This is a genomic window from Sphingomonas sp. LR59 (assembly GCF_036855945.1).
Taxonomy (GTDB): domain Bacteria; phylum Pseudomonadota; class Alphaproteobacteria; order Sphingomonadales; family Sphingomonadaceae; genus Sphingomonas.
In genome coordinates, this window is sequence record NZ_JASPFL010000001.1 from 3,632,392 (window position 1) to 3,658,272 (window position 25,881).

Annotated in this window: 17 protein-coding genes and 1 pseudogene; 7 read left to right on the forward strand and 11 right to left on the reverse strand. The window is 65.2% G+C overall.

Annotated elements, in window-relative coordinates:
• Positions 1–223: 223 nt before the first annotated feature.
• Positions 224–2,386 carry a TonB-dependent siderophore receptor gene (locus tag QP164_RS17135; protein WP_333923904.1) on the reverse strand — a complete coding sequence of 721 codons (2,163 nt, stop codon included), beginning with the start codon at positions 2,384–2,386 and terminating at the stop codon, positions 224–226.
• 192 nt (positions 2,387–2,578) lie between these two features.
• Between QP164_RS17135 and QP164_RS17140 the strand changes: the two genes are divergently transcribed.
• On the forward strand, positions 2,579–2,938 hold the full coding sequence (locus QP164_RS17140) for a hypothetical protein (protein ID WP_333923905.1): 360 nt from the start codon (positions 2,579–2,581) through the stop codon (positions 2,936–2,938).
• Between the two features lie 362 nt (positions 2,939–3,300).
• On the opposite strand, the pseudogene QP164_RS17145 reads toward QP164_RS17140, so the two are convergent.
• Positions 3,301–4,690: pseudogene (locus QP164_RS17145) on the reverse strand (cation:proton antiporter domain-containing protein).
• Positions 4,691–5,020: 330 nt separating this feature from the next.
• On the opposite strand from QP164_RS17145, the gene QP164_RS17150 reads away from it, so the two are divergent.
• From QP164_RS17150 to QP164_RS17160, 3 genes are read left to right on the forward strand one after another with little or no spacing between them, the layout of a single operon-like run.
• Complete coding sequence (locus QP164_RS17150) at positions 5,021–6,925, forward strand: TadE/TadG family type IV pilus assembly protein (RefSeq protein WP_333923906.1); 1,905 nt, start codon at positions 5,021–5,023, stop codon at positions 6,923–6,925.
• 2 nt (positions 6,926–6,927) lie between these two features.
• Positions 6,928–7,545: a TadE/TadG family type IV pilus assembly protein gene (locus QP164_RS17155; protein ID WP_333923907.1), complete on the forward strand. Its 618-nt coding sequence runs from the start codon at positions 6,928–6,930 to the stop codon at positions 7,543–7,545.
• On the forward strand, positions 7,542–8,264 hold the full coding sequence (locus QP164_RS17160) for a TadE/TadG family type IV pilus assembly protein (RefSeq protein ID WP_333923908.1): 723 nt from the start codon (positions 7,542–7,544) through the stop codon (positions 8,262–8,264). Before QP164_RS17155 ends, QP164_RS17160 begins: the two co-directional genes overlap by 4 nt.
• A 345-nt stretch (positions 8,265–8,609) precedes the next feature.
• Here QP164_RS17160 and QP164_RS17165 read toward each other — a convergent pair whose 3' ends face one another.
• From QP164_RS17165 to bamA, 3 genes are all read right to left on the reverse strand, one after another.
• Complete coding sequence (locus QP164_RS17165; protein ID WP_333923909.1) at positions 8,610–9,512, reverse strand: Gfo/Idh/MocA family protein; 903 nt, start codon at positions 9,510–9,512, stop codon at positions 8,610–8,612.
• Between the two features lie 11 nt (positions 9,513–9,523).
• Positions 9,524–9,823 (reverse strand): putative quinol monooxygenase, encoded by a 300-nt coding sequence (locus tag QP164_RS17170; protein WP_332755706.1) that lies wholly within the window; start codon positions 9,821–9,823, stop codon positions 9,524–9,526.
• A 134-nt stretch (positions 9,824–9,957) separates the two neighbouring features.
• Positions 9,958–12,579: an outer membrane protein assembly factor BamA gene (gene bamA, locus QP164_RS17175; protein WP_443027459.1), complete on the reverse strand. Its 2,622-nt coding sequence runs from the start codon at positions 12,577–12,579 to the stop codon at positions 9,958–9,960.
• 253 nt (positions 12,580–12,832) lie between these two features.
• On the opposite strand from bamA, the gene QP164_RS17180 reads away from it, so the two are divergent.
• From QP164_RS17180 to QP164_RS17190, 3 genes are all read left to right on the forward strand, one after another.
• Positions 12,833–13,159 carry a hypothetical protein gene (locus QP164_RS17180; protein ID WP_132895950.1) on the forward strand — a complete coding sequence of 109 codons (327 nt, stop codon included), beginning with the start codon at positions 12,833–12,835 and terminating at the stop codon, positions 13,157–13,159.
• Complete coding sequence (locus QP164_RS17185) at positions 13,156–13,353, forward strand: hypothetical protein (protein WP_333923911.1); 198 nt, start codon at positions 13,156–13,158, stop codon at positions 13,351–13,353. The genes QP164_RS17180 and QP164_RS17185 overlap by 4 nt, the downstream gene beginning before the upstream one ends.
• 185 nt (positions 13,354–13,538) lie before the next feature.
• Positions 13,539–16,382, forward strand: a complete 2,844-nt coding sequence (locus QP164_RS17190) for a TonB-dependent receptor (protein WP_333923912.1) — start codon at positions 13,539–13,541, stop codon at positions 16,380–16,382.
• A gap of 173 nt (positions 16,383–16,555) precedes the next feature.
• On the opposite strand, the gene QP164_RS17195 is transcribed toward QP164_RS17190, so the two are convergent.
• From QP164_RS17195 to QP164_RS17220, 6 genes are all read right to left on the reverse strand, one after another.
• On the reverse strand, positions 16,556–18,259 hold the full coding sequence (locus tag QP164_RS17195; protein WP_333923913.1) for a TonB-dependent receptor: 1,704 nt from the start codon (positions 18,257–18,259) through the stop codon (positions 16,556–16,558).
• Positions 18,256–19,119, reverse strand: coding sequence for a TonB-dependent receptor plug domain-containing protein (locus tag QP164_RS17200; RefSeq protein WP_333923914.1), 864 nt, complete (start codon positions 19,117–19,119; stop codon positions 18,256–18,258). The genes QP164_RS17195 and QP164_RS17200 overlap by 4 nt, the downstream gene beginning before the upstream one ends.
• Positions 19,120–19,332: 213 nt before the next feature.
• A complete protein-coding gene (nagE, locus tag QP164_RS17205; protein WP_333923915.1) occupies positions 19,333–21,030 on the reverse strand; it encodes an N-acetylglucosamine-specific PTS transporter subunit IIBC in 1,698 nt (565 codons plus the stop codon).
• Entirely contained in the window at positions 21,027–23,615 is a 2,589-nt protein-coding gene (ptsP, locus tag QP164_RS17210) for a phosphoenolpyruvate--protein phosphotransferase (RefSeq protein ID WP_333923916.1), read from the reverse strand. The genes nagE and ptsP overlap by 4 nt, the downstream gene beginning before the upstream one ends.
• A 4-nt stretch (positions 23,616–23,619) precedes the next feature.
• Positions 23,620–24,771 (reverse strand): N-acetylglucosamine-6-phosphate deacetylase, encoded by a 1,152-nt coding sequence (gene nagA / locus QP164_RS17215; RefSeq protein WP_333923917.1) that lies wholly within the window; start codon positions 24,769–24,771, stop codon positions 23,620–23,622.
• Between the two features lie 26 nt (positions 24,772–24,797).
• Positions 24,798–25,838 (reverse strand): SIS domain-containing protein, encoded by a 1,041-nt coding sequence (locus QP164_RS17220; RefSeq protein WP_333924293.1) that lies wholly within the window; start codon positions 25,836–25,838, stop codon positions 24,798–24,800.
• Between the last annotated feature and the right edge of the window lie 43 nt (positions 25,839–25,881).

The window sequence follows — 25,881 nt, forward strand, 5'->3', positions numbered from 1 at the left end:
GTCGAGGCAGCCGGTTTTCCAGAGGGGGCGGGTAATCTCCGAGGCAAATTGGTCTTAAGCGACAGGATTCTGAGTCGAAACCGAACGATCCTCCCCCGCCAGGGGGAGGTCTCGCCGAAGGTGACGGATGGGGAGGACAGGGCGCAGACGTTATCGCTTTCCTCCCCTCCGTCTGGCAAGCGCCAGCCACCTCCCCCTGGCGGGGGAGGATCGTAAGGGGGCCTTAGAAGCGGTAGCCGATCGTCGCCTGGACGGTGCGGCGGTTGCCGTACCAGCACCAATTATAGTTGGCGAAGCACGACGTCAGATACTTCTTGTCGAAGATGTTGGCGCCGTTGACCGCCAGGCTGAGACCGCGCAGCGACGGTGCGAACTTTTCCAGGTCGTAGCGGATCAGCGCATCGTACACGGTGTAGGACGGGCTGTTGCGACCCTTGGTCTCGCCGGGCGTGACGCCTGCATAGACCTGGTCGACATGGCGCATCGCCCCGCCGACCGTCAGCCCTGCGAGCGGACCCTCGGGCGGGGTCCAGTCGAGGCCGAGCGTCGTACCGCCGCGGCCGACGGTTTCGAGCCCGCGGCCGACGCGCGTCGGGTTGTCGGCATCCTCGGTGACCTTGACGCGCTGACGGCTGAACGCGGCGCGGGCGTTGAAGCCGTAGGGCAACGGTGCGGTACCCTCGAACTCGACGCCTTGCGACCGCACGCCACCGGTCTGGCGCGATCGCGAGAAGTTCGGCGTCGAGGTGAGAACGTTGGTCTGGTCGATCCGGAACCACGCACCCGAGAGCAGGATCTGCGTGCCCGGTATGGTGAACTTGGCGCCCGCTTCGAGCTGTTTGCCAAGCGATGGGTCGGCGAGACCCGACGATCCGTCGCTGAGTTCGATCAGGCTGGCCTGCTGCTCGAACGAGGTCGAATAGCTGACATACGGCGCGAGCCCGAACGGCAGCGTGTACAGCGCGGCGGCGCGATAGGTGAACTTCTCGTCGTGCTTGACGCCGAGGTTGATCTGCTGCGCGCGCGCCCAGTCCTGCCGACCGCTGAGCACGACGCGGAGGTCGCCGAGCGCCATCTGGTCCTGCGCGTAGATGCCCTGTTGGCGCTGGCGGATGGTCGTGTTGCCAACACCGTATTCCGTCGGAACTTGCGATGGCGTCCGTGGGACGCTGACGGTGCCGTAGACCGGGGCATAGCCGTTGAGCGACGGCGCCGTGCCGAACGCGGCGTCCTCGATCGAATGTGCGACCTGCCGATCGACGCCGAACAACAACGTGTGCTTGATCGGGCCGGTCTGCACGGTGCCGCTCAGCTGGTTGTCGAACGTCCAGTTGTTGAGCTTTTCGCGGGTCGCGTAGGAGGCGCGGAGGAACGTCTGCCCGGTCGGATCGCGCGCATCGAGCCCGCCCGCGGTGTAGATCAGCCCGAGGTTCGCCTTCACATACTGATAGCGGCCCGACGAGCGGAACGCCCAGCCGCCACCGAAATCATGCCGGAAGATGTAGGTGAGCGCGGCCTGTTCGCGGCTGAACCGGTTGCCCGCCTCGCCCCCGTCGAAGCTGGTTGGCAGCTTGCCGTTGGGGTTGGCGAGCAACGTGCCGCTCGCCGGGAACACGCCGTAATCGCCATTGTATGGATCGTGCGAATAGGCGCCGAGCAGCGTGAAGCTGGTCGAGCTGCCCGCGCCCGCGGTTACTGCGGCGGAGACCGTCTGGCGTTCGCGCTTGCCGAACTTCTGCTGCGTGTCCGCGCCGTTCGCGCTGCCGTTGATCCGCCACAGCACGCCATCGCCCGTGCGCCCGCCGATATCGGCATCGACGCGGTAAAGATCGTAATTGCCGTAGGTCCCGCCGATCGCGCCATACAGCGACTGGTCGAGCGGGAGCTTGCTCGATTCGGCGACGAGGCCGCCGGGGCTCGACTGGCCGTACAGCACCGAGGCCGGACCCTTGATGACCTCGATCCGGTCGAGCCGCGAGACGTCGACCTGTGGCACGGCATAGCCCGACGCGCTGCCGAACATCTTCAGGCCGTCGAGATAGACCGGTGCATCGAACCCGCGCAGCTTGAACTGGTCGTACACTTCGGCGCTCGCGCCGCGCGTCTCGGGAGTCACGCCGGCGACGAAGCGGAGCGCCTGGTTGAGGTTCTGGAGGCTGCGGCCGGCGATGTCGTCGCTGGTGATGACGCTGATCGACTGCGGCGTTTCGGCGAGCGGGGTGTCGGTCTTGGTGCCCGACGACGCCTGGTTGCGCGGATGCTGGCCGGTGACGACGACGATCCCGGTATCGAGGCCGTTGGCGGCGGCATCGGGTGCGGTCTGCGCAAAGCTCGGGGCGGCGGCTGCCGAGGCCAGCAGGACGGCCAGGCCGAAACGTCGTGTCATGAGTTCCCTTTCGTAATGACCGCGCGCTACCGCTGATGATAATTATTATCAATAGCGAAGAGCGTCCTTCCATCATGCGAGCGCAAATTGTGGCATTTGCGCACCAGTTCGTGGCGACGGGCGTCCGCAAAGACTTGCATCCGCTGCGCTCCCGCAGCACCGCCTGCCGCGAATGACAGGATCGAGGACGACATGAACGGACGGGATTTGGCGATCGAGATTGCGACCGCGGGCGACGCAGCGTGGTTCGCCAAGGCGGCGGACCGGCGATTGCGGATCCGCAACATGGTGCCGGGGGAGTTTGCCGATGTCACGAGTGCGCCGCCGGTCGGGATGGCGTGGCGGACGATCGTGCTGGAGGCGCAGCCGGGTGCGCGCAGCCGCCAGATTATTGCGCTGCCGATCGGGACCGCGCTGGAGTCGTTCGACGACGAGGCACTTTTTGCGCTGTTCCTACAGGCCGCGCCGGCGGGCGCTCGCGACGTGATCGCCCGTCTGCGAAAGCTGAAGATCCCTGATCCGACGGCCCCGCAGACGATCGCAGGCGACTGAAGATCAGCCGTTAACAAGCTCTTGGCGGCAAGAACGCGCGCTAATGGCCATGATTTGGACACATATCCGACCAAGCGAGCCGCACGCGTGACGGGCTGTGCTTCCGCTGTGAGAATCTGATGCTAGCTTATGGCCAGCGATGCGCGCCTCAAAGCGCTGCGTCCTTGGCGCCCCGCCCGGATACGAGAGTGTCGCACGGACGGGCGGGGCGCCATCGTTCACCAAAAATTCACCAAGTCCTTGCAAAGCGGCCGCAGAGGATTCGCTGAGTAACGCGTACCTTCTGCGCTCCGCCGGTTTCAGTCACACGGGCAGGCGGAGCGCAAAATCCTGCTCTGCCCGTGTCCCTGCTCTACCCGTGCTTATGCAAGCCCCTGTCGCGACAGGCGCGCATCGATCAGGTCGAGCTCGCGGCCGAGTTGCTCCGCCAGCGTCACGCCGATTTCACGCCGCCTTGCCAGATCGAAGATCGCATTGCGTTCCGCGCGGACGGCGGCGAGCCGCATGTCGCGCTCGATCGGTGCATCCGCCTGTCCGGTGCGATCCTCGGGCAGCGTCGCCAGGCTGTCGATCCGCTCGCGATACTGATCCATCAGCCGCGCGGCGATGTCGGTGAACCGGTCGGGATCGTCGCGGCCTTCCGCCATCTGGTGCTGGACGCGGTCGAGTTCGGCGATCGCCGCCTTGGCCGACACCAGCCGTGCGCGGTCACGCGCCGCCGCCACGCCCTCGTCGGGCGGCAGGTTCAGATTGCGCAACAGCAGCGGCAGCGCGACCGCGGCGATCACCAGCGACGACAGGATGACCCCCGAGGCGAGGAAGATCACCAGATCGCGTGCGGGAAACGGCGTGCCGTCGTTCAGCGTGAGCGGCAGCGTCAGCGCGCCGGCCAGCGTGATCGCGCCGCGCGCGCCCGCCGCCGACATCGCCGCGATGATCCGTCGCGGCGGACTGACCGCTTCGTCGTTGCGGCGGCGCGCGCGCAACAGCGTGAACTGCATCGACACCCACACCCAGCCGAACCGCAGCAGCGCGAGCCCCGCGACCACCGCCAGCACGTACACCGCCAGCCACCACGGGCTGACATGCCCGGTCGTCGTGACCGTATCGCGCGCGCGGACGAACACCTCGGGCAATTGCTCGCCGAGCAGCACGAAGATCACGCCGTTGAGCGTGAACTGGAGCATGTCCCACACCGCACGACGACGGATGCGCGTGCCCGCCGCGACGCTGGTGGTGGCGCCGGTAAAGGTCATCGCGATCCCGGCGGCGGCGGCGGCGAGCACGCCCGAGGCATGGACATGCTCGGCGGCCAGATAGGCGGCGAACGGGATCAGCAGGCTGACGAGGATGTTCGAGCCGGTCTCGTCGCCGAACTTCCGCGCGAACGCGGCCTTGCTCGCGACGATCGCCCAGGTAATGCCGACGCCGATCGCGACGCCCGCGAGCGCCATCCACGCGAACGTCAGCGTCGCCTCGCCGAGCGAGAAGCCGCCAGTCAGCACCGCGGCGATCGCGGAACAGCTCGTCCTTGGGGATGCGCCAGCCATCGAGGAACAGCAGAGGCGGCACCAGCAGCAGGAAGAAGAGTTCGGGATCGAGCTCGACGCGGACATGCGCGACCATCCCGATCAAGGCGCCGAGTGCGATCTGAACGAGCGGCCGCGGCAGTGCGGAGGGCAACATCCGCGACGCCATCCCGCTGATGACGACCGCGAGCAACAGGAACAGGCACAAGGTAACGATCTGCAAAACGGCGGGCCCTCGGGTGATGTGGAGGCGTCCCTATACACGGATCGATGGCGTTTTGGGGATCGCATGGTGAGCGCTCCCGTCTGGTCTCATCCAACAAATCGGACGGCTGTCAGCACCATCGGGCGGGGGGCTCTCCCGCTCCATCCCCTTTGCGAGAAGGCGGCTCTATTGTTTGATTATTGGCTACGGAGAAAGCTGCACGTCGTTATCGGATATGTGGGTTATCGGATTTGTGGCCGCATAATTAATCATTTTGGTTCAGTCGGATTTATGGGCTGCGCGCTTACACGCCTCCCCAAGTAACGAGGCAGAGCTTGTGGATTTTTCATGACAACGTCTGGCGACAACCGCGCGCGCGCGGGCTTCCTCATGCGCCTTGTCCGCGACCGGCGCGGCAACACGCTGGCGATGATGGCCGCGTTTCTCATTCCGCTGCTGGGACTGGCCGGATCTGCGGTAGACGTCGCGCGTCTCTACGTCGTCAAAGCGCGCCTTCAGCAAGCGTGTGATGCAGGGGTCCTTGCGGGCCGCAAGTTCATGACGAGCACCAACAGCACGCTCGATCCGGCTGCAGTGACGCAAGCGCAAAATTTCTTTTCCAACAACTTTAAGACCGGCTGGATGGGAAGCACCGACGTTGCCTTCACGCCGACCAAGACCAGCGATAGCCAGGTCGCCGGTACCGCCTCGACCACGGTGCCTATGACATTGATGAAGATCTTCAACATGCCCGACAAAGCGATCGCGGTAAATTGTCAGGCGCGGTACGACGTTGCCGATACCGATGTCATGTTTGTGCTGGATACGACGGGCTCAATGGCGTGCCTACCGGGCGGCCCCGACACCTGCGGGACCGGCACATATTCCTATACGCGCCCGACAAGCGGCGGCGTACCGGGCTATGCCGGCAGCAAGGGCTATGCCGTAAATGAGCTCTTATCGAACGGGGGCAACGTGTCGCGCATTGAAGCGCTTCGTAAAGCAGTACTGAGCTTCTACGATGCGTTCGCGGCTAATGCAGATCCCGCTACGAACGTCCGCTACGGCTTTGTCTCGTACAGTTCGGTCGTGAATCCTGGACAAGCGATCTTGGACGTCTCGCCCAGCTATCTTGTCGGTTCGGGTGGATCGTCGGACCAGCCCTATTACCAGTCGCGACGTGTTATTGCCGACTACGTATCTTCGACATCCGACAGCACCCCTAATAATAGATCCGAAGCAGTCTGTAAGGGGGCACCTGTACGTAATCCCTCCACCCCCTTGACATACAATTCATCGGGATCCGCGACGAGCACATACTATTACTGGAAGACTACGGGCGGTTTCTTCTCGAGCAGCTATTGTGTCCTAAGGGTGGACACGCTTGGCCCGCGATGGGAGTATAAACAACTGCAATGGGATGTGAGTTCCTTGGTCAACGGCGCATCGTCGATGACCGATCCCACCGCAGTTGACGGTTCTAAAACGCAGTGGCTCGGATGCGTCGAAACACCGGTTGAAAACCCCGGGCAGACCGTTTTCGCAACAAACAGTCTGCCTTCCGACCTTGACCCCGACGCGAAGCCGAGCGGGGCAAAGCGGTGGTGGCCGCATATGCAGGATATCGAATATTGGCGCACTGCCGCCACCGATTACACCAATGGTGACGACAACAACAACCGTCCAAGCTTGGGTTCTACTACAATGATGCAGAGCGGCTATTCTGCCTGTGGCAAGCCGGTAAAGAGGCTTGGCGTGATGGCGCGAAGCGACATCTACAATTACCTGTATGCGACCGATTTCGTGCCGCAGGGCGGCACTTACCACGATACGGGCATGATCTGGGGCAGTCGCCTGATTTCACCCACCGGCGCTTGGGCGAACGATACCGCCACATGGGCTGGTCGCAACCCGCCAAACCGGGTGATCGTGTTCCTTACCGACGGCGTAATGTCTCCGAACAGCAATTCCTATTCGATGTACGGCTATGAGGATTATGACAAGCGGGTTGCCAACGGCGACACCAGCAAACTGACGAGCTATCATAACGCCCGGTTCCTTGCCGCGTGCGCGGCCGCCAAGGCGCGCAATGTCGATGTGTGGACGGTCGCGATCGCGTCCAGTACATCGACGCCGTTGCAGACCTGCGCGACGACGACGAACCAGGCGCTCTTCACCACTAGCGGCAACGGCCTGTCGGCAGCGTTTACGTCGATTGCTCAGCACCTTGCCATGCTGCGGATCACGAAGTGATAGTGCTCTTCCGCGAGCGGCTGGCGAAAGATCGGCGCGGCGCGACGCTGATCGAGTTCGCTTTGGTTTGCCCGGTCATGCTGTTGATAATGATGGGTCTGGGCGATCTGCTGTACCAGGCCTATGCGCAGTCCATCCTCAATGGCTCCATTCAGAAAGCGGCACGGGATTCGGCGCTCGAAGGCGGCGCCAGCAACGCCGCTACCATCGACGGACAGGTCATCACGCTGATGACGCCATTGATCAAAAATCTTACCAATAATTGCGCGCCCTCGGGATCGACCGGAACGTGGTGTTCAACCCGCAAGAGCTACGACACTTTCAGCGAAATCGCTCCCGAGCCGTTTACTGACGCGAACAGCAACGGAGTTCGCGATCCCGGCGAATGTTACACGGACGTAAACGGCAACGGCGCGTGGGATACCGACCCAGGCCTGAACGGCCAAGGCGGGGCGAGCGCAGTGACGGTATACACCATGACGATCACCTATCCGCGTCTGTTCCCAGTGGCCGGGCTGATGAAATTGTCGCCGATGCAGACAATCGCAGCGACCACGCTGCTAAAGAACCAGCCTTACGCCGGTCAGACAGTCTCCGCCAACGCAACGATATGCACATGATCAAGGGCAATTTTCGCAGGTTCGCTCTCGGCTTCTATCGCGACCGAGCCGGCTTGGCGCTCATCGAGTTCGCCCTTTCTGCGCCAATCGTGCTGTTGGTCGGATGCTACGGCGTCGAATTAGCGAACCTGGCGATTGTCCACATGCGGGTCAGCCAGATCGCGTTGAACCTCGCCGATAACGCTTCTCGTGTCGGGGCTTACAGCAACCTGGCGACGCAGCAGCTTCGCGAAGTTGATGTGAACGATATCCTCCAAGCGGCGCGGTACCAGGGTGCAGGTATCAGTCTGACCGCGAACGGGCGCATCACGCTGTCGAGCCTGGAAAACGTCGCGCAAAGTTATGACACGCAACCGGTACAGCGCATCCACTGGCAGCGGTGTATCGGCGCTCAAAGCGGCACGGGTTTCGACGGTCAGTTCAAAGCCAACGTGGCTACGACGGCCGGCAGCACGGCTACGGTGAATGACAAGGGGTACGACCTCCCGCTGGGTATCAGCGACAACGGCTCGACCCCGATCATGGCCCCTGGCGGCGCAGGGGTGATGTATGTCGAGATAAACTATCGGACGAAACCACTGTTCGGTGCATGGCTCGCGCCGCCGCGGACGATCCACTATATCGCGTCGTTTGTGGTGCGCGACCGGCGAGATTATTCTCAAATGTATAATCCTGCGCCGACCTCTACGCCGTCGACCTGCAACCTGTACACGCAGTGACCCTAGCTGGTGAGGGGTAGGGCCTGTAATTCACTACAAGATGGTAGATGGTTATTATGAGGGGCATCGTGGATAAGGTGCATTTTCGACCATGCTTGGTCCCGTTGTCGGCGATTGCCTCCCTGGCGGCGTGGTTAGCTGCCCTACAGACCACGAGCGGAACCTTAGTTTGCTGTGGATCGCGCTCGGAGCGGCTGGAATCAATATCGCCGCGGTTTGGTTGCTCGTCTGTCTAGGGCGAGGTCGTTCCTGATCTAGGAATTCAGTAAGCCGCGCTTTCAGCCCCAAAGTCGGCCTGTCCGCTTTCCTTCCCACTCCGGACAGCCCGTGGAAGACCGGCTGACCCTATTGCTTGCCTGCCTCCGCATGGCGGACGATGTCTTCGCAGAGACGGTGGGTGGCGAGGATGTCTTCGGCGGCGGTGGGACGGGCTTCGCGGACGCCGGCGAGGAAGTTGGTGCACATCGCTTCGAAGCCGCGCTGGCGGGTGACCGGGGTCCAGTCGCCGCGACGGGCGTGCGTGTCGGTGCCGTTCTGGTCGCGGGTCTCGGACAGGTTGAGGACCGAGCGGCGGCGGTCGCCAGCGATGATATCGAGCCGCTCCTCGTCGAGCCCGGATTCACGCTGCATCGTGCCGATCGCGTGATGGCCATCGCCGGCGAGCGTCAGTGTGACGCCGCTCAGCAGACCGTCGCGGACGATCGTCTCGATCTGCGTCCGCTCGATCGGGCCGGGGGCCAGGAAGCGGAGCGTGTCGACGACGTGGATAAAGTCGTCGAACACGACTCGGCGCGGGGTGTCGGGCTGCGCGTGGCGGTGCTTCTGCATCAGCATGAACGCGCGGGGTTCGCTGCGCAGCGCGGCATAATCAGGGGCGAAGCGGCGGTTGAACCCGATGGCTAGCAGGCGGCCCTGGCGGTGCGCGAGATCGACCAGCCGTGCGGCCGCGTCGAACGTATCCGCGAGCGGCTTGTCGACCAGCACCGCGGCACCGTGGGCAAGCAGCGTCTCAACCATCGCGGGGTGCGCGGGCGTCGCCGAATGGACGAACGCGGCATCGAAGCGCGTCGCGGACAGCGCCGCGTCGAGGCTGTCGTGGCGATGCGCGATCCGGTAGGTCGCGCCGAGTGCGGCGAGCACATCGCGGTTGCGCGTGGCGAGGTGGAGCTCGATCCCCGGCATCGCGGCCAACACCGGGAGATAGGCTTTGCGCGCGATGTCGCCGAGCCCCGCCATCACGACGCGCATCGTCCGCTTGCTCAGGCGACGACGTCGACGGCGTGCGTCTGGATGATCACCGGGCGCGCGGCGGCGAGATCGCGCGCGGCGAGGCCGAACGCCTTGAAATGATCGGACGCCATGTGGTGCTGGACCGCGGTGTCGTCGGCATAGAGCTCGTTGAAGACGTAGCGGCGTTCGCCATCCGCTTCGCGCCACAGGTCGTAGTGCAGCACGCCCGGCTCGGCGCGCGACGCGGCGACGCAAACGCGGGCGGCTTCGACGAACGCATCCTCGCTGCCGGGCTTCACGGTGACGAAGGCGATGATCTTCACGGACATGGCGGCATCCTCTTTGAGTTTGCCCGCGTTCTGGCGGGATCGGGAGAGCGCGGCAAGCGCCGTGATTCCGACAGGCCGACTTCACGTCTGGCGACCTCCCGATCCTCCCCGTGGCGGGGGACGATCGATGCCCATTAGAACTGCCCGCCGACGTTGAAGGTGATCAGCTTGCTGTCGTCGCCGGGCGCCTTGAGGAGCGCTTTCGCCAGATCGATCCGCAGCGGGCCGAACGGCGAGGTCCAGTTGACGCCGACGCCGACCGACAGGCGCGGGCTGGCGGTGTTGCCCGAATAAGTCTCCTTATAGGTGCCGAGCGAATAGGTGTAGGGCGTGCCGGTGTTCGTCGTGGTGCTGGCGCCGGCCGAATCGAGATACAGAAGATCGCCCGCCGTGTTGGTATATTGGCGGGTGCCCGCAACGCACGCGACCGACGTCGCGTTGGCGGTCGCGCAGGTGTCGGTCAGCGTCGGAGTCTTGCCGCCGAACACCGCGCCGACGTCCATATAGATCGACGGACGAAGCCCCAGCTCGCGCGCGCCGGCGCCGAGAGGCAGTTCGAGCTCGAGCCGCGCCTGGTAATAGGCGGTGCCGCCGAGCGCGGTCTGGGTGTTCGAGCTGCTGGTGCTCGACAGCGTCGCAGGCACCGTCGACGTATCGTAATAGGTCCGCGTCACGCGCGGGCCGACGCCGCGGATGTCGAACCCGCGCATCTGCGGGTCGCCGAGATAGAAGCGGTCGGTCAGCCGGACGTCCTGCCCCAGTCCCTTGATATACCCGCCCTCGGCATGCGCCGACAGGATGAAGCTCGACCCGAGGTTCATGTACTTGGTGTAGTTGGCGGTGCTGCGGATGTACTTGGTGTCGCCACCGAGCCCGGCGAAGTCCTGGCTCACGCTGAACTTGCTGCCCTTGGTCGGGCGCAGGCGGCTGTTGGTGTTGTCGAACACCAGCGAATAGCCGATCGACGAGGTCCAGCGATTGCCGACCGCGTCGCACAGATACGTCCCGGCGATCGCGGGATCGCAGACGCCATTAGTGTAATAGGTGTCCTCGTCGAGCGTGACCTGGTCGTAGGACAGCCCATAGCGCGCGGTGGCCGACCAATATTCGGTGAGCGGAACGGCCGCGCGGATCTGGAATCCGGTCGAAACCTGTTCGTAGGTGGTGTCGTTGCTGTCGCCGGTGGTGCTGTACGAGCTGTAGTCGCGCCGAAATATGTCGCCGCCGAGCGCCACGTTGGTGTCGAACATATACGGCTCGGTGAAGCCCAGGCTGACCGATTTCGAGTAGCTCGACAGGCTGGCGTTCGCGCGCAGTTCCTGGCCCATGCCGCGGAAGTTGCGCTGCGTGATGCTGGCGGAGGCGATGAAACTTTCGAGGCTCGAATAGCCGGCCGACAGCTGCAGCTCGCCGCTCGATTTCTCCTCGAGGTTGGTTTCCAAGATCACGCGGTCGGGCGCGGAGCCCGGCAACTGCTTGATCGTCATCTTGTCCTGGAAATAGCCGAGCGAGTTGATCCGGTCCTCCGAGCGCTTGACCTGGAAGCTGTTGAAGGCATCGCCCTCCGCGAGGCGGATCTCGCGGCGGACGACCTTGTCCTTGGTCTGCGTGTTGCCGTTGATCTCGACGCGCTCAACGTATGTCCGCTTGGCTTCGGCAATATTGAAGTTGATCCCCATCGTCAGCGTGTCGGCGTCCTTCTGGAACTCCGGATTCACTTCGGAAAAGGCGTAGCCGAACAGGCCTGCGGTCTGGCTGAGGTTGTCGACCGAATCCTCGACGAGCTTGGCATTGTACCAGTCGCCTTTCTTGAGCGGCAGCGTGGCGGCCAGCTTCTTGCTGTCGAAGTCGCGGATCTGGCTGTCGACGCTGACGTCGCCGAATTTGTAGCGTTTCCCCTCCTCGACCACATAGGTGATGATGAAGTCCTTCTTGTCCGGCGTCAGTTCGGCGACCGCGGAGGTCACGCGGAAATCGGCATAGCCTTGCGTCAGGTAGAACTGCCGGAGCTTCTGCTGGTCGTAGCTCAGGCGATCCTGATCGTAGCTGGTCGCCGACGACAGCAACCGGCTGAACCGCGCCTGCTTGGTCGCCATCTGCGCGCGGATCTGCGCCTCGGAGAATACTGCGTTGCCGAGGATGTTGATCTGGCGAACCTTCGACTTCGGACCCTCGCTGACGACGAACACGACGTCGACGCGGTTCTGGTCGAGATTGACCATCTTCGGGTCGATCACCGCCGCAAACCGGCCCTGGCGGCGATAGAGTTCGAGGATCCGCGCGATATCCTGGCGTACCGCGGTGCGGGTAAAGATCTGGCGCGGCGCCAGCTTGATCTCCTTGGTGATCTTGTCGCTCTTCAGCGCCTTGTTGCCCTCGATCAGGATGCGGTTGACGATCGGGTTCTCGCGTACGCGCAGCACGATGTTGCCGTCGGCGACGCCGGCGATCGAGTAATCGGCGAACAGGTCGCTGGCCTGCAGGTCCTTCAGCGCCTGGTCGAGCGTCTCGGCGGTATAGGGCTTGCCGACGCGCAGCTTGGTATAGCTGAGGACGGTTTCCGGTTCGATCCGCTGCGAACCCTCGACGCGCAGGGTCTTGATGATGCGGCCGACGGGCACAGGCGCGGGCGTCATCTGGTTCGGTACGGCAGTGGGTACGGCGGTCTGCGGGGCAGACTGCGCGGGCGCGACCGGCGTCGTCATCGTTCCAGCCATGGCCAAAGCCAGGGAACCGGCGCCTAAATCGAACATCATGCCTGCGTCTCCGGGAGTGAACCGCGGCGCTATGGGGGGCATGTTTCCCCGGAATGTTCCGATATGTCGCAAGTTCGCAGCCGTGCAACATATCGCCTGGGATGGACCCGGGACCCGGGACGCTCGCCGGGCGCCTGGGGTGATATGTCTCAGTCGTGTCACGGATCGCTGGCGGGGACATTTCCAGGACATTCGTGATCGGTAGCGACCGCGGTGCAGGCCAATGCTGCGCCTGTCTGAAGAAAGGCCGATCATGCGTGTTGCCATCAAGGGTGTCCCGGCACCCGAACCCATCCGTCCCGCCGCGTCGCCGCCGATCGTCGACAATCCCTTTGCGCCCGAGATCTTTGCGACCGGGTTCGCCGGGTTGGCGAACCTGAGCGGCGTGATCGTGCTGACGCTCGAGAGTGCGCGCTGCGACCATGCGCGCCAGCCGCCGAGCGTCGACCGCGTCGTCGTCGGCCGGATCGCGCTGACCAGCAGCGCCGCCCAGGATCTGGTCGCGGGGCTCAACCAGTTTCTCGAACAGCAGGGGCTGAGCCCGTCCAAGGCGATCGCCGCCGGGGCGACGTTCCAGTGAGCGCGGCTGGGTATCCCTCGATCCGCCGGACCGTCCGGTTCGACGACATTAAGCGCTCCGGCTGGGCGGCTGCGAAGCGCGTCGTCTGGGGCGCGCCGACCACGCCGGGCGTCCGGATCCGGCGTATCGTCTTTGCCAAGAGTATTGCGGGACCCGCGCTGCGTTACGAGCCTGTAACAACCGTCACGGTATGACAGTTTTATGAAAGGCGATGAATAGAACCGTGTTCGCAAGACGACACCTTGCGGCGTAATGAGGAGAGCACCGGAACACCGCTTGTCGAGCGGGAAATCGCACCGCAAACCTGAGTGGCGGACCTTATCCGTACCCCACAACATCTGCCGCGGCGGTCAAGGATCGCGGTTCAGGGAGTATATTCATGCGTCTCGATTTCCGCGCACGCCTTTTGGCGTCCTCTCTCCTGTTGGGTATCGCCGGTCCGGCCTGGGCCCAGACTGCAGAGCCTCTGCCCGCCGATCCTGCCCCCGCTGCGACACCTGCCGCCGGTCAGGCCGAGCCAGCGGACGGCGACACGATCGTCGTGACCGGTTCGCGCCTCGGTGGCGACAGCCTGAAGCAGGCGTCGCCGATCTCCGTCGTCAGCGCCAAGGAGATCGCGCTGTCGGGCCAGATCAACGTCGAGAGCGTCCTCAAGGACCTGCCGCAGTTGATCCCCAGCACGACTGGCGCCTCTAACAATCCTGGCGGCGGCGTCGCGACCGCGGATCTGCGCGGGCTCGGTTCGACGCGTACGCTCGTGCTCGTCAACAATCGCCGGTACGTCGCGTATGATTCGAACCAGGTCGTCGATCTGAACACCATCCCGGCGGCGCTCATCGAGCGGGTCGACATCGTCACCGGCGGCCGCTCGGCGGTTTACGGGTCGGATGCGATCTCGGGCGTGGTCAACTTCGTGATGAAGAAGGACTTCAGCGGCGTTCAGGCCAATGCGAACTACCGCATCAACGAGGCGGGCGACGGCGGCACCTTCAACGGAAACCTGCTGCTCGGCGGCAATTTCGAAGATGGGCGCGGTAACGCGACGATCTATTTCGATTACACCAAGCGCAACGGCATCCTCCAGTCGGCACGCGACTATTCGAAGCAGGCGCTGGTCGACGACGGCGACGGCAACCTGATCGCGGGCGGCTCGGGCTCGATCGAAGGCACGCGCTTCGCGCTTGGCGGCGTCAACCGCAAGTTCGAGACCGACGGCAGCTACACGCCGTACAACGCATCGACCGACGCGTATAACTATGCCCCCGCAAACTATCTCCAGGTCCCGCAGGAGCGGTTCCTGATGAGCGCGCAGACGCATTATGAGGTCAGCCCGGCGCTGAACGTGTATGCCGAGGGCCAGTTCATCAACAACCGCGTGAAGAACCAACTCGCGCCGACGCCGTTCACCGGATCGGTCGCACTCGATGTGGATTCGTCGTTCCTGTCGGCCGGCTCGCAGTCGCTTCTTCGCGGTCTCGACACCGACGGCGACGGCTATGTCACCTCGACGATCTACCGCCGCCTGACCGAAGTCGGCTCGCGTGTGTCGAACCTCGACAACACCGCCTATCGCGCGGTGCTCGGCACCAATGGCGATATCGGCGGCGGCTGGAACTACGACGCCTATTACAGCTACTCGCGCACCAAATCGACCGAGACCCAGTCGGGCAACGTCTCGCGCAGCCGCGTGCTGCAGGCGCTGCGCACGACCTATGATGCCAGCGGCAATCTGGTCTGCTCGGATACCAGCAACGGGTGCGTACCGCTCAACATCTTCGGCACGGGCAACATCAGTGCGGCCGCCGCCGATTTCATCACCATCCCGGCGCAGAACACCAGCACGATCAGCGAGCAGGTCGCCAGCGCGTCGATCTCGAACCGCAACCTGTTCGATCTGGGCGCAGGCCCCGTCGGTATCGTGTTCGGCACCGAATATCGCCGTGAGCACGGCAGCTACAATCCCGACTTCGCGCTGTCGTCGGGCGACGTCGTCGGCTTCAACGCAGGCGAAGGCCTGAGCGGCGGCTATGACGTCAAGGAAGCCTATACCGAAGTCGCGGTGCCGCTGCTGGCGAACATCCCGCTGATCAAGAAGCTCGAGGTGAACGGCGCGTACCGCTATTCCTATTATTCGACCGCGGCGAAGTCGGTGAACACCTATTCGGGTGGCGTAGTGTGGTCGCTGATCGACGACCTCTCGCTGCGCGGCCAATATTCGCGCGCCGTGCGGGCACCGACCGTGTCCGATCTCTACAGCGGGTCGTCGCAGGATTTCCCGGCGGCAACCGATCCGTGCACGACCGCGGTCGCGGTGACGAACACCAACCTCAACGCCAGCTGCCTTTCGACGGGCGTCCCGGCCTCGCTGATCGGTACCGCCTATGACGGCGGCAGCACGCAGATCCAGACGGTCAACGGCGGCAACCCCGCGCTGCGCGAGGAAACCTCCGATACCTATACGGGCGGCATCGTGTTGCAGCCGCGCTTCCTCCCGCGCTTCTCGCTTACGGTGGATTACTACAAGATCAAGATCGCCAACTACATCTCGACGGTCGGCACCACGAACCTGATCCGTGCCTGCTACGGCGATGCGGACAACGGGTATACGCCGTACAACGCCAGCTATTGTGCGTCGCTACCGCGCGATTCCAACAGCTATGCGATCACCGATGCGGTCAACACGCTCGCCAATACCGGCGGCGTGACCACCCGCGGTGTCGATTTCGAGGCGCGCTACGGCCTGCCGCTCGGCTTCGGTGCGTTCGGGGCTGATACGAGCAAGCTCGACTTCCGGCTCAGCGGGACGCGTTTGATCGCGTTCAACTACAACCCGCTCGCCGCCATTCCCGATCTGACGATCAACTGCGCGGGCAAGTTCGGCCAGACCTGCGGCAATCCCTATGCCAAGTGGCGGCTGTCGGGACGGACGACCTATTCGACCGGTCCGGTGACCGTGTCGGTGCTCTATCGCTATCTGTCGCCGGTGAAGGACGACGACAGCGGTACGATCTATGCCGTCGAGCGGATCAAGGCGTATCACTATTTCGACCTGACCGCGGCGTTCGACATCAAGCCGGGCTTCACCTGGTCGGTTGGCGTCAACAACATCTTCAACAAGCAGCCGCCGATCATGGGTGACAACCAGCAGCAGGCGAACACCTACCCGTCGACCTACGACCCGTACGGCCGGGCCTTCTTCGTCAGCACGAACGTCAAGTTCTAGGAGACCCTGTCCCCCTTCCCCCGCAAGGGGAGGGGCAGCGCTGATGGACATGAAAAAGGGCGGGGTGGTCACCACCCCGCCCTTTTTCGTGCGCCGCCTGTTCGGCGACCCGATGCGAAGGTCGCCCCGTCGTCCAGCAGGAGTCATCCAGCAGGACGACGGGGCGGTGGTGGTCAGAACTCGAAGTGGACCGAACCGATCACGGTGCGCGGCGCGCCGAAGGTGTAGCGCGTGGTGCTCGCCGACGAGGTGCCCGTGCTCAGATTGCCGAAATAGCGTTCGTTGAACAGGTTCGAGACGTTCAGCTGGAAGAACGTCTTGTCGAGCCCGGCAAACGCCAGATCGAACCGCGCGTCGAGGTCGACCGTGGTGTAGCCCGCGGCGATCAGGTCGTTGACGTCGGTGACGTAACGCTGGCCGACATGCTTGACCTGGGCGCCGATCGACACCGGATCGAACGATGCCTGGACACGGCCGCCATATTGCCACTTGGGCGTCTCGACGACGAACTTGCCCGCGGTCGCCGCGGTGATCGCGCCGGTGGTCGGGTCGACCGCATCGTCCTGTAGCTTGGCGTCGATGTACGAGGCGAACCCGTAGAGCGAGATGTTGCGGATCGGGGTGATGCCAAGGCTCGCATCGACGCCCTTGCTCTTGACCGTGCCGACGTTGCGATCGGTGGTCAGCGTGCCACCACCCTCGAGCGTGGTCAGCGTCGAGATGATGCGGTTGTCGTAGTGGATGTACCAGCCCGCCAGCTGCGCCTGGATCAGCCGCGACGAATAGCGAAGCCCGAGATCGAACGAGTCGGTCTTTTCGGGCTTCACCTCCGCGACGGGCGAGATCTTGACGTCGTCGAACGCGTACAGATTGTCGGTGCGCGGTGCCGAGAAGCCCTTAGCGTAGCTGGCGAAGATGCTCGCATTCGGGGTGAAGGCATAGGTCATGCCGACGTTCGGCAGCACCGCGTTGTACGACTTGATGCGGTTCTTGTAGGGCGCGCCGTACGTGGCCGTGGTCGCGTTGGCGGCAACCCGCTCGGCGGTTTGCGACGTGCAATAGCCGTCGCTCGAATTGCCGGGGATCGTGTAGCAATAATTGGTGAGGTTGCGGCGGAAGAACGGTGCGCGCAGGCCCAGCGTCAGCTTCAGAGCATCGCCGAAATACGAGCCGCGATACTCGCCCGAAACCTGGTGGAGGATCGCGTAGGACAGGCGGTTGCGCTTGTTGACGACGTTGCCGGCGGCATCGAGAATCGCCGAACTGCCTTCGCCGTCGAGCGCGCTGAACGCATCGTACGGATTGCCGTTTGCATCGAGCAGGCTGGCCTCGCCGGTCTGGCGATGGCGGGCGCGGTCCCACGTATAGGCGAAGCGGACCGCGTTGTCGGCGTCGATGTCATAGCGCAGCCCGGCGATCGCGGTGAAGCGCTGCGTGCGGGTGTTCGACGGGAAATACGCACGGACATAGTCGAGCGTGTCGCCGTCGCCGTTGATGTCGACGCCCGCCGCGGTCCCTGCACCCAATCGCTGGAGCTGATAGGTGTAGACGCTGGTCGCCGCCGCCGTGCCCGCGGCATTGGTCGCGTTCGCATTGCTCTCTGCGAATACCGCCGACCCGCCGCCATTGGCGCGCGTAAAGCTGTACGCACCATCGAACGTGAAGACGAGCTTGTCGGTCAGCGTGTAGCGCGAGTTGACCCGGAAATTGCCGGTATTCGATGGGTTGATCGCCGTCGACGCCGCATTCCCGCACGACGACCGGTCGTTCTGGCTGGTGCCGTTGACGCCGCTCGCCGAGGGCAGCGAACAGCTGGCGTCGTAGAGATACGCGTTGGTCTTGTCGTCGAAGACCGTGTCGTATTGCGCGTTGTTCAAGTCGAGCGTGTACGGCGTGGCGGCGCTGACCCCGTCGTCGGCACGACCGTCGTGCCGAGCGTGGTGCGGATATTGGCCAGCGTCGGGTTGCTGTACGAGCTGTTGCGGTTCTGGTTGTAGTTCGCGCCGAACGCGATGAAGTCGCCCTTGCTGCCGATCGGCTGGTACAGCTTGGCATTATATTGCTGCCGGTTGATCTCGCCCGAGCCGCGAAACTGGTCGTAGCGTTGCTCGCTGGCGGACACCCAGGCCTTAGTCCCGAACGAGGTGAACACGCCGGTATCGATCTTGGCGAAGACGCGGTTCATGTCGTTGGTGCCGTGCGAATAGGCGACGGTCGCGCCCAGCTTGTCCTTCGGCATCACCGACCGGTAATTGACCGTGCCGCCCGACGCGCTGGCGGTCGGTGAATCGACGTCGGTCGCGCCGAAATTGACGTTGACCTGCTCGATCAGCTCGGGATCGAGCTGCTGGTTCGAATAGATCGCATAATTGCCCGAATCGTTGAGCGGAATACCGTCGAACGTCAGCGAGATGCGGTTGCCGTCGAACCCGCGGATCCGCAGCTGGCCACCCGAGCCGCCATAGGGATCGCTGTTGGTGAAGTTGACGCCGGGCACCAGGTTGATCGTGTCGAGGATCGTCTGGCCGGGCGTGCGACGCTCGATCAGTTCCTGCGTCAGGACCGCCTTCGCCTTTGGTGTATCGGGCGTCTGGATGCCGTTGACGTCGGGCTTGGCCCGCGATCCGCTGACGACGATGTCCGATTCCGCATCCACCGTGCCGGTCGACTGCGCCTGCGCCATCGCCGGCAGGACCAGCGTCGCGAGTGCCGCGCCGCAGAATAAAGTCTTACGCATCTAAACCCCTTTAAAGATCGATCGAGCTGCGACGCGATGATTGCGATCGCAGTGCGATCGATCCGATATGGAGCGAAGATGACAATATAGGGTCTATTGGCGGGCGCGGATGTTTTCGCGGCGTGCTGTTGTAGCGATATCCCGGTATGTGTCCGAACGTGTCACATATCTTGCAGTGGTGCTTTGATATCGTCGGACTTTGCTACGGAAATATCATGCAACGACCGTCGCGTGCGGGGTCGTCAGCAGATGCAGCAGCCCGGGAGCGGGGCGGGCGATCGCGTGAACGCCGAGGGCCTCGAGCGCCGGAACCGAGGCGCGGTCGGCGTCCTTGAGGCGAATGCGCAGGCGCGTGCCGTGCTGCGTCGCCGCCTCGACATTGTCCGCGCCCCCGAGCGCTGCGAGCGTCGCCGGGGTCAAGCGGATGTCGGCGAGCTTGGCGGCGGGGGCGATCGCTGCCGGTGCCGTACCACCTGCTGCGATGGCATCGCGGATCTCGACCGCGACCGAATCGGCGATCGGGCCGAGCACGATCTGGAGTGCATTGGCCGATGGACGGATCAGGCCACGGGCGCCGAGTGCCTTGAGACGGGCTTCATCGACCGCACCCTGGTCCGCGACGATCAGGCGCAGGCGGGTCGTGCACGCACCGACGCTGGTGAGGTTGGCTGCGCCGCCGAGGGCTTCGGCGAAGGCGGCCCCGCGCTCGCTCTTGGCGACACTTGCTGCGGCGACGGGTGCATCGCGCTCGCGGCCGGGGGTGGGCAAGTCGAGGCGTTTGATGACGGTGCGGAACAGCGCGTAGTAGATCGCGGCATAGGCGAGGCCGACCGGCAGCAGCAGCAGCGGCTTGGTCGCCTTGCCGTAGTTCAACACATAATCGAACAGCCCGGCGGAGAAGCCGAATCCCAATTTCACACCGAGCGCATCCATCAACGCCATCGACACGCCGGTCAGCACGGCGTGGATCGCGTAAAGCACGGGCGCGAGGAACATGAAGCTGAACTCGATCGGCTCGGTCACGCCGGTCAGCATCGAGGTGAGCGCGAGACTGAGCAGCATGCCGCCGACCGCTTTGCGGCGCTCGGGCAGTGCGGCGTGGTACATCGCCAGACACGCGGCGGGCAGGCCGAACATCATCACCGGGAAGAACCCGGCCATGAACGCGCCCGCGGTCGGATCTCCTGCGAAGAAGCGGCGGAGATCGCCGGTGGTACCCTGGTAATCGCCCGCGACGAACCAGACGATGTTGTTGAGCAGATGATGCAGTCCGGTAACGAGCAGCAGGCGGTTGAGTAGCCCGAACGCGAACAGGCCGAACCCGCCGGCACCGCTGATCCCGTAGCTAAGGCCGTCGATGCCCGTGCTGAGCGCGCCGAAGCCTAGGCCGACGATGATGCCAAGCGCGAGGCCCGCGACGCCGCTGACGATCGGCACGAACCGGCGTCCACCGAAGAAGGCGAGGTATTCGGGCAGCGCGATCGCCGAGAAGCGGTTATAGAAACTGCCGCCGATCAGCCCGGAGAGGATGCCGATCGGCACGTCGAGGCGGGCGATCGCCTTGGCCTTCCACGCCGCGGTGGCGAGCGCGATCGTGTCGCCGGCCAGGCCTTTGAGCGCGTCGGCGGGGACGGTCATCAGGGCTTGCGCGCCTTGGGTGGTGACGAGGTAGCAGACCACGCCCGCTAGACAGGCAGCGCCGTTGCCGTCGCGCGCGAAACCGGTGGCGACGCCGATCGCGAAGAGCAGCCCGAGATGCGAGAAGATTGCATCGCCGGCGGCGCTGAGCACGGCGATGTCGAGCAGGTCGGGCTGGCCGAGGCGCAGCAAAAGCCCGGCGACGGGGAGTACCGCGATCGGCAGCATCAGCGCGCGACCGAGCGGCTGGAGGGCTTCGAGCACGGACTTCATGGGCGGAAACTCCGGGCGAGCGTTCGCACGTCCGCGGCTGAGATGCAGTTCATCGCCGCGGCGGCATGCGCGCGGCAGGCGTCGATCGTGAGGGTCGCCACCAGCGCCTTGATCTCGGGGACGAGCGCTGGCGCGGACGAGAGTTCGGTGACGCCCAGCCCGATCAGGATCGGGACGGCGAGCGGATCGGACGCGAGGCCCCCGCACACGCCGGTCCATTTGCCGTGGACCGCACCGCCTTCGCAGGTCCGCGCGATGAGGCGCAGCACGGCGGGGTGGAGCCCATCGAGATCGCTCGCCACCGCCGGATTGCCGCGGTCCATCGCGAGCGCATATTGCGTCAGGTCGTTGGTGCCGATCGAGAGGAAGTCGGCTTCGCTGGCGAGCAGGTCGGCGGTGACTGCGGCGGCGGGGGTCTCGATCATGATGCCGAGTGCGACGTGCTCGGTGTGGCCGGTCGCGGCGGCTGCGGCGTCGAGCGCGGCGCGGACGGCGCGGAGTTCGGCGAGGCTTGCGATCATTGGCACCATGATGCGGCACTGGCCGGCGGGGCGGACCGCGAGGATCGCGCGCAGCTGCGCGTCGAGCATCTCGGGGTGCGCGAGACCAACGCGGATGCCGCGCAGGCCGAGCGCGGGGTTCTCTTCGGCGGCGATGGGCAGGTAGGGCGCGGGCTTGTCGCCGCCGATGTCGAGCAGGCGGACGATCAGCGGGCGACCGTCGAGCGTGTCAGCGATGCGCTGGTAATCGGCGGTCTGTTCCTCGACACTCGGCGCGCTGTCGCGTTCGAGGAACAGGAATTCGGTGCGGAGTAGCCCGCAGCCTTCGGCGCCGTTGCGGACTGCGGCCTCGGCATCGTCGGCCGAGCCGAGATTGGCGAACGCTTCGATCCGGACGCCGTCCTGCGTGCGGCATTCGCGTGCGGCGTTGGCGAGCGCGACGCGGCGGCGTTCGGTTTGCGCGTCGAACGCGGTTTGGGCGGTCGCCAGCGTCTCGGCATCGGGGGCGACGTGGAGCAGCGCTGCGCCGGCGTCGAGGATCAGCGGCGTGCCAGCCGTGATCTCGGCGAGGGCTGGGCCCACGGCGACGAGGGCTGGGAGCCCCATCGTCGCGGCGAGAATCGCGACGTGCGAGGTGGGCCCGCCGCGCTCGACGCAGAAGCCGACGATCGACGCGGTGTCGAGGCCGAGCAGATGCGAGGGGAGTAGGTCGTCGGCCAGCAGGATCGTGCCGAGCGGGAAGCTCAGGCGTTCGTCGAGGTCTTCGCCGGCGAGCGCGCGGAGCACCTGCCGTTCGAGGTCGAGCATGTCGTCGGCGCGCTCGGCGAGGCGGGCGTCGCCGGTGGCTTTTAGTGCGTCGGCCTGCGCGCGGATCGCGGTGCGCCACGCGTAGGCTGCGCTGTCGCCTTGGGTGATCGCGGCGTGGGCGGCGTCGGTCAAGGTTGGGTCGTCGAGCAGGGCGGTATGCGCGGAAAGGATTGCATGCTCGGCGCCCGTGGCGGTTGCGGACTTGCTGGCTAGGCGCGTGGTGACGGTGGCGAGCGCTGCGTCCAGCGCGGTGCGTTCTGTGGTTGCGTCAGCACCTTCGCGGGCCACGGCGATCTCGGTGAGGCGGAAGAGTCCCGCTTGGCCGATCGCGATGCCGGGGGAGGCGGTGACGCCGGGCAGGCGGCCGTCGGCGGGGAGAGTCAAAACCTTCCCCGCAGCGACCTTCTGTTCCCCCGCGGGGGCGGGGGGCCAGGAGCCAAGGGCGCCATCGTTTGTGATTCCTGGGCCCCCGCCTTCGCGGGGGAACACGGGGGCGGCGGGGGCCGCAACGGATCCGGCCTTTTCGCCCATGCCGCCGAGGATCAGGTCGCCGATCGCGGCGAGCGCTTCCGCGGCATCAGGACCGGTGGCGGCGAGCGTGATTTCGTCGCCGAGCTTTACGCCAAGCGCCATCAGCGCGACCGGGCTGCGGACGTTACCGTCGCGCTCATCCCTTGTAATTTTGACTTCGGACACGAACTTCCGCGCGGTTTCGCCGATCCGGGCGGCGGGGCGTGCGTGAATGCCGTGGACCAGCGGCACGACGATCGTGCGGCGGACCGTGTCGCCTTCGATTATAGCGACGTCGGCAGCATCGACGCGGGGTTCGAGCGTCATCATCGCCTCGCCGACACCGACCAGCTTGTCCGTCTCGCGGCGGACGATCGTGAAGCGTTCGGGGTTGGTGACGATCACCGGCGTGATGACCGCCCGCGCTTCGCAGACCAGCAGGTCGAGGTCGAAGCGGATCAGCGGGTCGCCGCGCTGGACGGTCGCGCCCTCGCTCACGCTAGGGCTGAACCCGCGCCCGTCGAGCGCCACCGTGTCGAGCCCGATATGCATAAGGATCTCGGCGCCCTCGGGCGTGCGCAGCGTGATTGCGTGGCCGCTCGCATGGACGCTCAGCACGACCGCGTCGCACGGCGCGTGCAGGCAGTCGCCGGTCGGGTCGACGGCGATCCCGTCGCCCATCATCCGTTCGGCGAAGACCGGGTCGGGGACCGCCTCGAGAGGCGATGCCCAGCCCTGAAGGGGCGACGTCAGGATGATAGGCTTCATGGCTTTACGTCCTGCCTGCGACCAGTTGGCCGCCGATCCATGTACCCGCGGGCATCAGGTCGGCGGTGAGCGCGACCCAGTCGGCGCGCAGCCCTGGGGCAAGCGTGCCGCGTTCGTGGCCGAGACCGAGGAAAGCCGCAGGGTTGGTCGATGCCATCGCCGCCGCCGCGGGCACGTCGGCATGAGTCCGTGCGACGAAATTGCGGACCGCGCCGGCCATGTCGAGGTCCGAGCCGGCGAGTGTCCCGTCCTCGCCGAAGCATTTGCCGTCCTCGACATGGATCAGGCGCCCTTGCAGGCGGAAATCCTTGTCGACCGCGCCGACCGACGGCATCGCGTCGCTGACCAGCATCAGGCGATCGTTGGGCCGGGCGTTGAGCGCGAGGCGCAGCGCGGCGTCGTGAACGTGCAAACCGTCGGCGATCAGCCCGCAATAGACGTGGCGGTCGTCAAGTGCGGCGCCGACCACGCCCGGCGCGCGGTGGAGCAGCGGCGACATCGCGTTGAACAGATGCGTGATCCCGCTGAGACCCGCGCCGACCGCGTCGATGATCGTCTCATAGTCCGCATCGGTATGGCCTGCGCTGACGATCACGCGGCCCTCGACCAGCCGCGCGATCGACGCCGCATCGGTCAGTTCGGGGGCTAGCGTCACCATCACGCGACCCTTTCGCGGACGGATCAGCTGCTCGATCATCGCGTCGTCGAGCAGCCGGAACTTGGCGGGGTCGTGGATGCCCTTGCGCGAGGGGTTGATCCACGGGCCTTCGATGTGCGCACCGACGACGCCGGGAACGCCAGCCTCGATCGCGGCGTCCATCGCGTCGAGCGTCGCCGCGATCACGTCGGGCGTGTCGCTGATCAGCGTCGGCATGAACGCGGTCGTGCCGTACGGCGCATGCGCGGCGCCGATCGCGGCGATGCCTTCGACGGTCGGCTGGTCGTTGAGCAGCACGCCGCCGCCGCCATTCACCTGCGTGTCGACGAAGCCGGGGACGAGCCAGCCACCGTCCAGGTCGATCGCCTCGGACGCGACCCGCTCGAGCGGGGTGATCAAGGCGATCCGGTCGCCGACGACGCGGATCGTCGCGCCGTTCATTAGTCCGTCGCGGGTAACGACGGTGCCGTTGACGACGTGGAACCGGGACTCGTTCATGTCATGCGCACTCATACCGTTCCCGCTCATACCGTCTTCGTCACCTTGCTGAGATGCAGAGGCGCATCGGGATTGAGGCCGCGACGCAGCGACAGGGCATTGGCCATGCGGTAGAAGCTCTGGATCATGAGGATCGGTTCGATCGCCGGATGCGCGGTGTAGGCGGCGGGGGCGGTGTCGCCGTTCGCCTTGGCATCAGCGAGGCAGACGACGGCGCCGCGTGCGCGGAACTCGGCGGCGGCCTCGCGCACGCCGTCGCCGGCGGTGTCGGAGGTGGCGAACGCGATCACCGGGAAGCCGTCATTGACGATCGCCATCGGCCCGTGGCGGACTTCGGCGGCGCTGAACGCCTCGGCGTGAAGCGCGCAGGTTTCCTTGAGCTTCAACGCCGCTTCCTGCGCGATGCCGTAGCCATAGCCGCGACCGATCACGAACAGGTTGTTTGCGTCGGCCAGCGCATCGACCACCGACGTCCAGTTTGCACCGAATGCGAGCGTCAGCATATCGGGGAGCGTGTCGATCGCCTTGGTCAGCGCGTCGTTCTGCGACCATGCCGCGGTCAGCGCCGCGAACGCCGCGAGCGCGCAGATATAGGATTTGGTTGCCGCGACCGAGCGCTCCGGCCCGGCCTTCAGCGCGATCATCGTATCGGCCATCTCGGCGAGCGGCGAGCCCTCGTCGTTGACGAACGCGACGACATGCGCGCCGGCCTTCTGATAGGCGGATACGGTGGCGAGCAGATCGGGGCTGCGGCCGCTCTGCGATACTGCGATCACCAGTGCGGTGCCCGGCGCCATCGGTGCGGCATAGACCGACGACACCGACGGCGCGGCGGACGCGACCGGCACGCCGAGCAGCGTCTCGATCAGGTATTTGCCGTAAGTCGCAGCATGATCGGACGAGCCGCGCGCGCAGGTCACGACCACCGCAGGCGGCGCGGCGCGGAGGCGCTCCCCGAGTGCGGCCACCGCCTCACGGTTGGCGGCGAGCAGCCGCGCGACCGCGTCGGCGGCCTCGGCGGCCTCGCTGTACATCAGCGTCTGCGGTGACGCAGTGGTCGCAGTCATAGTCTCGGTCACGGTAAGCCCCCGGCCGGCGCCCGTGCGCCGG

Coding starts and splice junctions, on each gene's coding strand:
- nagE (WP_333923915.1), bottom strand. CDS start 21,030: ATGAAGTCCGTGCTCGAAGCCCTCCAGCCGCTCGGTCGCGCGCTGATG.
- QP164_RS17200 (WP_333923914.1), bottom strand. CDS start 19,119: ATGCGTAAGACTTTATTCTGCGGCGCGGCACTCGCGACGCTGGTCCTG.
- ptsP (WP_333923916.1), bottom strand. CDS start 23,615: ATGAAGCCTATCATCCTGACGTCGCCCCTTCAGGGCTGGGCATCGCCT.
- QP164_RS17135 (WP_333923904.1), bottom strand. CDS start 2,386: ATGACACGACGTTTCGGCCTGGCCGTCCTGCTGGCCTCGGCAGCCGCC.
- QP164_RS17220 (WP_333924293.1), bottom strand. CDS start 25,838: ATGACTGCGACCACTGCGTCACCGCAGACGCTGATGTACAGCGAGGCC.
- QP164_RS17170 (WP_332755706.1), bottom strand. CDS start 9,823: ATGTCCGTGAAGATCATCGCCTTCGTCACCGTGAAGCCCGGCAGCGAG.
- QP164_RS17150 (WP_333923906.1), top strand. CDS start 5,021: ATGACAACGTCTGGCGACAACCGCGCGCGCGCGGGCTTCCTCATGCGC.
- nagA (WP_333923917.1), bottom strand. CDS start 24,771: ATGAACGAGTCCCGGTTCCACGTCGTCAACGGCACCGTCGTTACCCGC.
- QP164_RS17160 (WP_333923908.1), top strand. CDS start 7,542: ATGATCAAGGGCAATTTTCGCAGGTTCGCTCTCGGCTTCTATCGCGAC.
- QP164_RS17165 (WP_333923909.1), bottom strand. CDS start 9,512: ATGCGCGTCGTGATGGCGGGGCTCGGCGACATCGCGCGCAAAGCCTAT.
- QP164_RS17180 (WP_132895950.1), top strand. CDS start 12,833: ATGCGTGTTGCCATCAAGGGTGTCCCGGCACCCGAACCCATCCGTCCC.
- QP164_RS17190 (WP_333923912.1), top strand. CDS start 13,539: ATGCGTCTCGATTTCCGCGCACGCCTTTTGGCGTCCTCTCTCCTGTTG.
- QP164_RS17140 (WP_333923905.1), top strand. CDS start 2,579: ATGAACGGACGGGATTTGGCGATCGAGATTGCGACCGCGGGCGACGCA.
- bamA (WP_443027459.1), bottom strand. CDS start 12,579: ATGATGTTCGATTTAGGCGCCGGTTCCCTGGCTTTGGCCATGGCTGGA.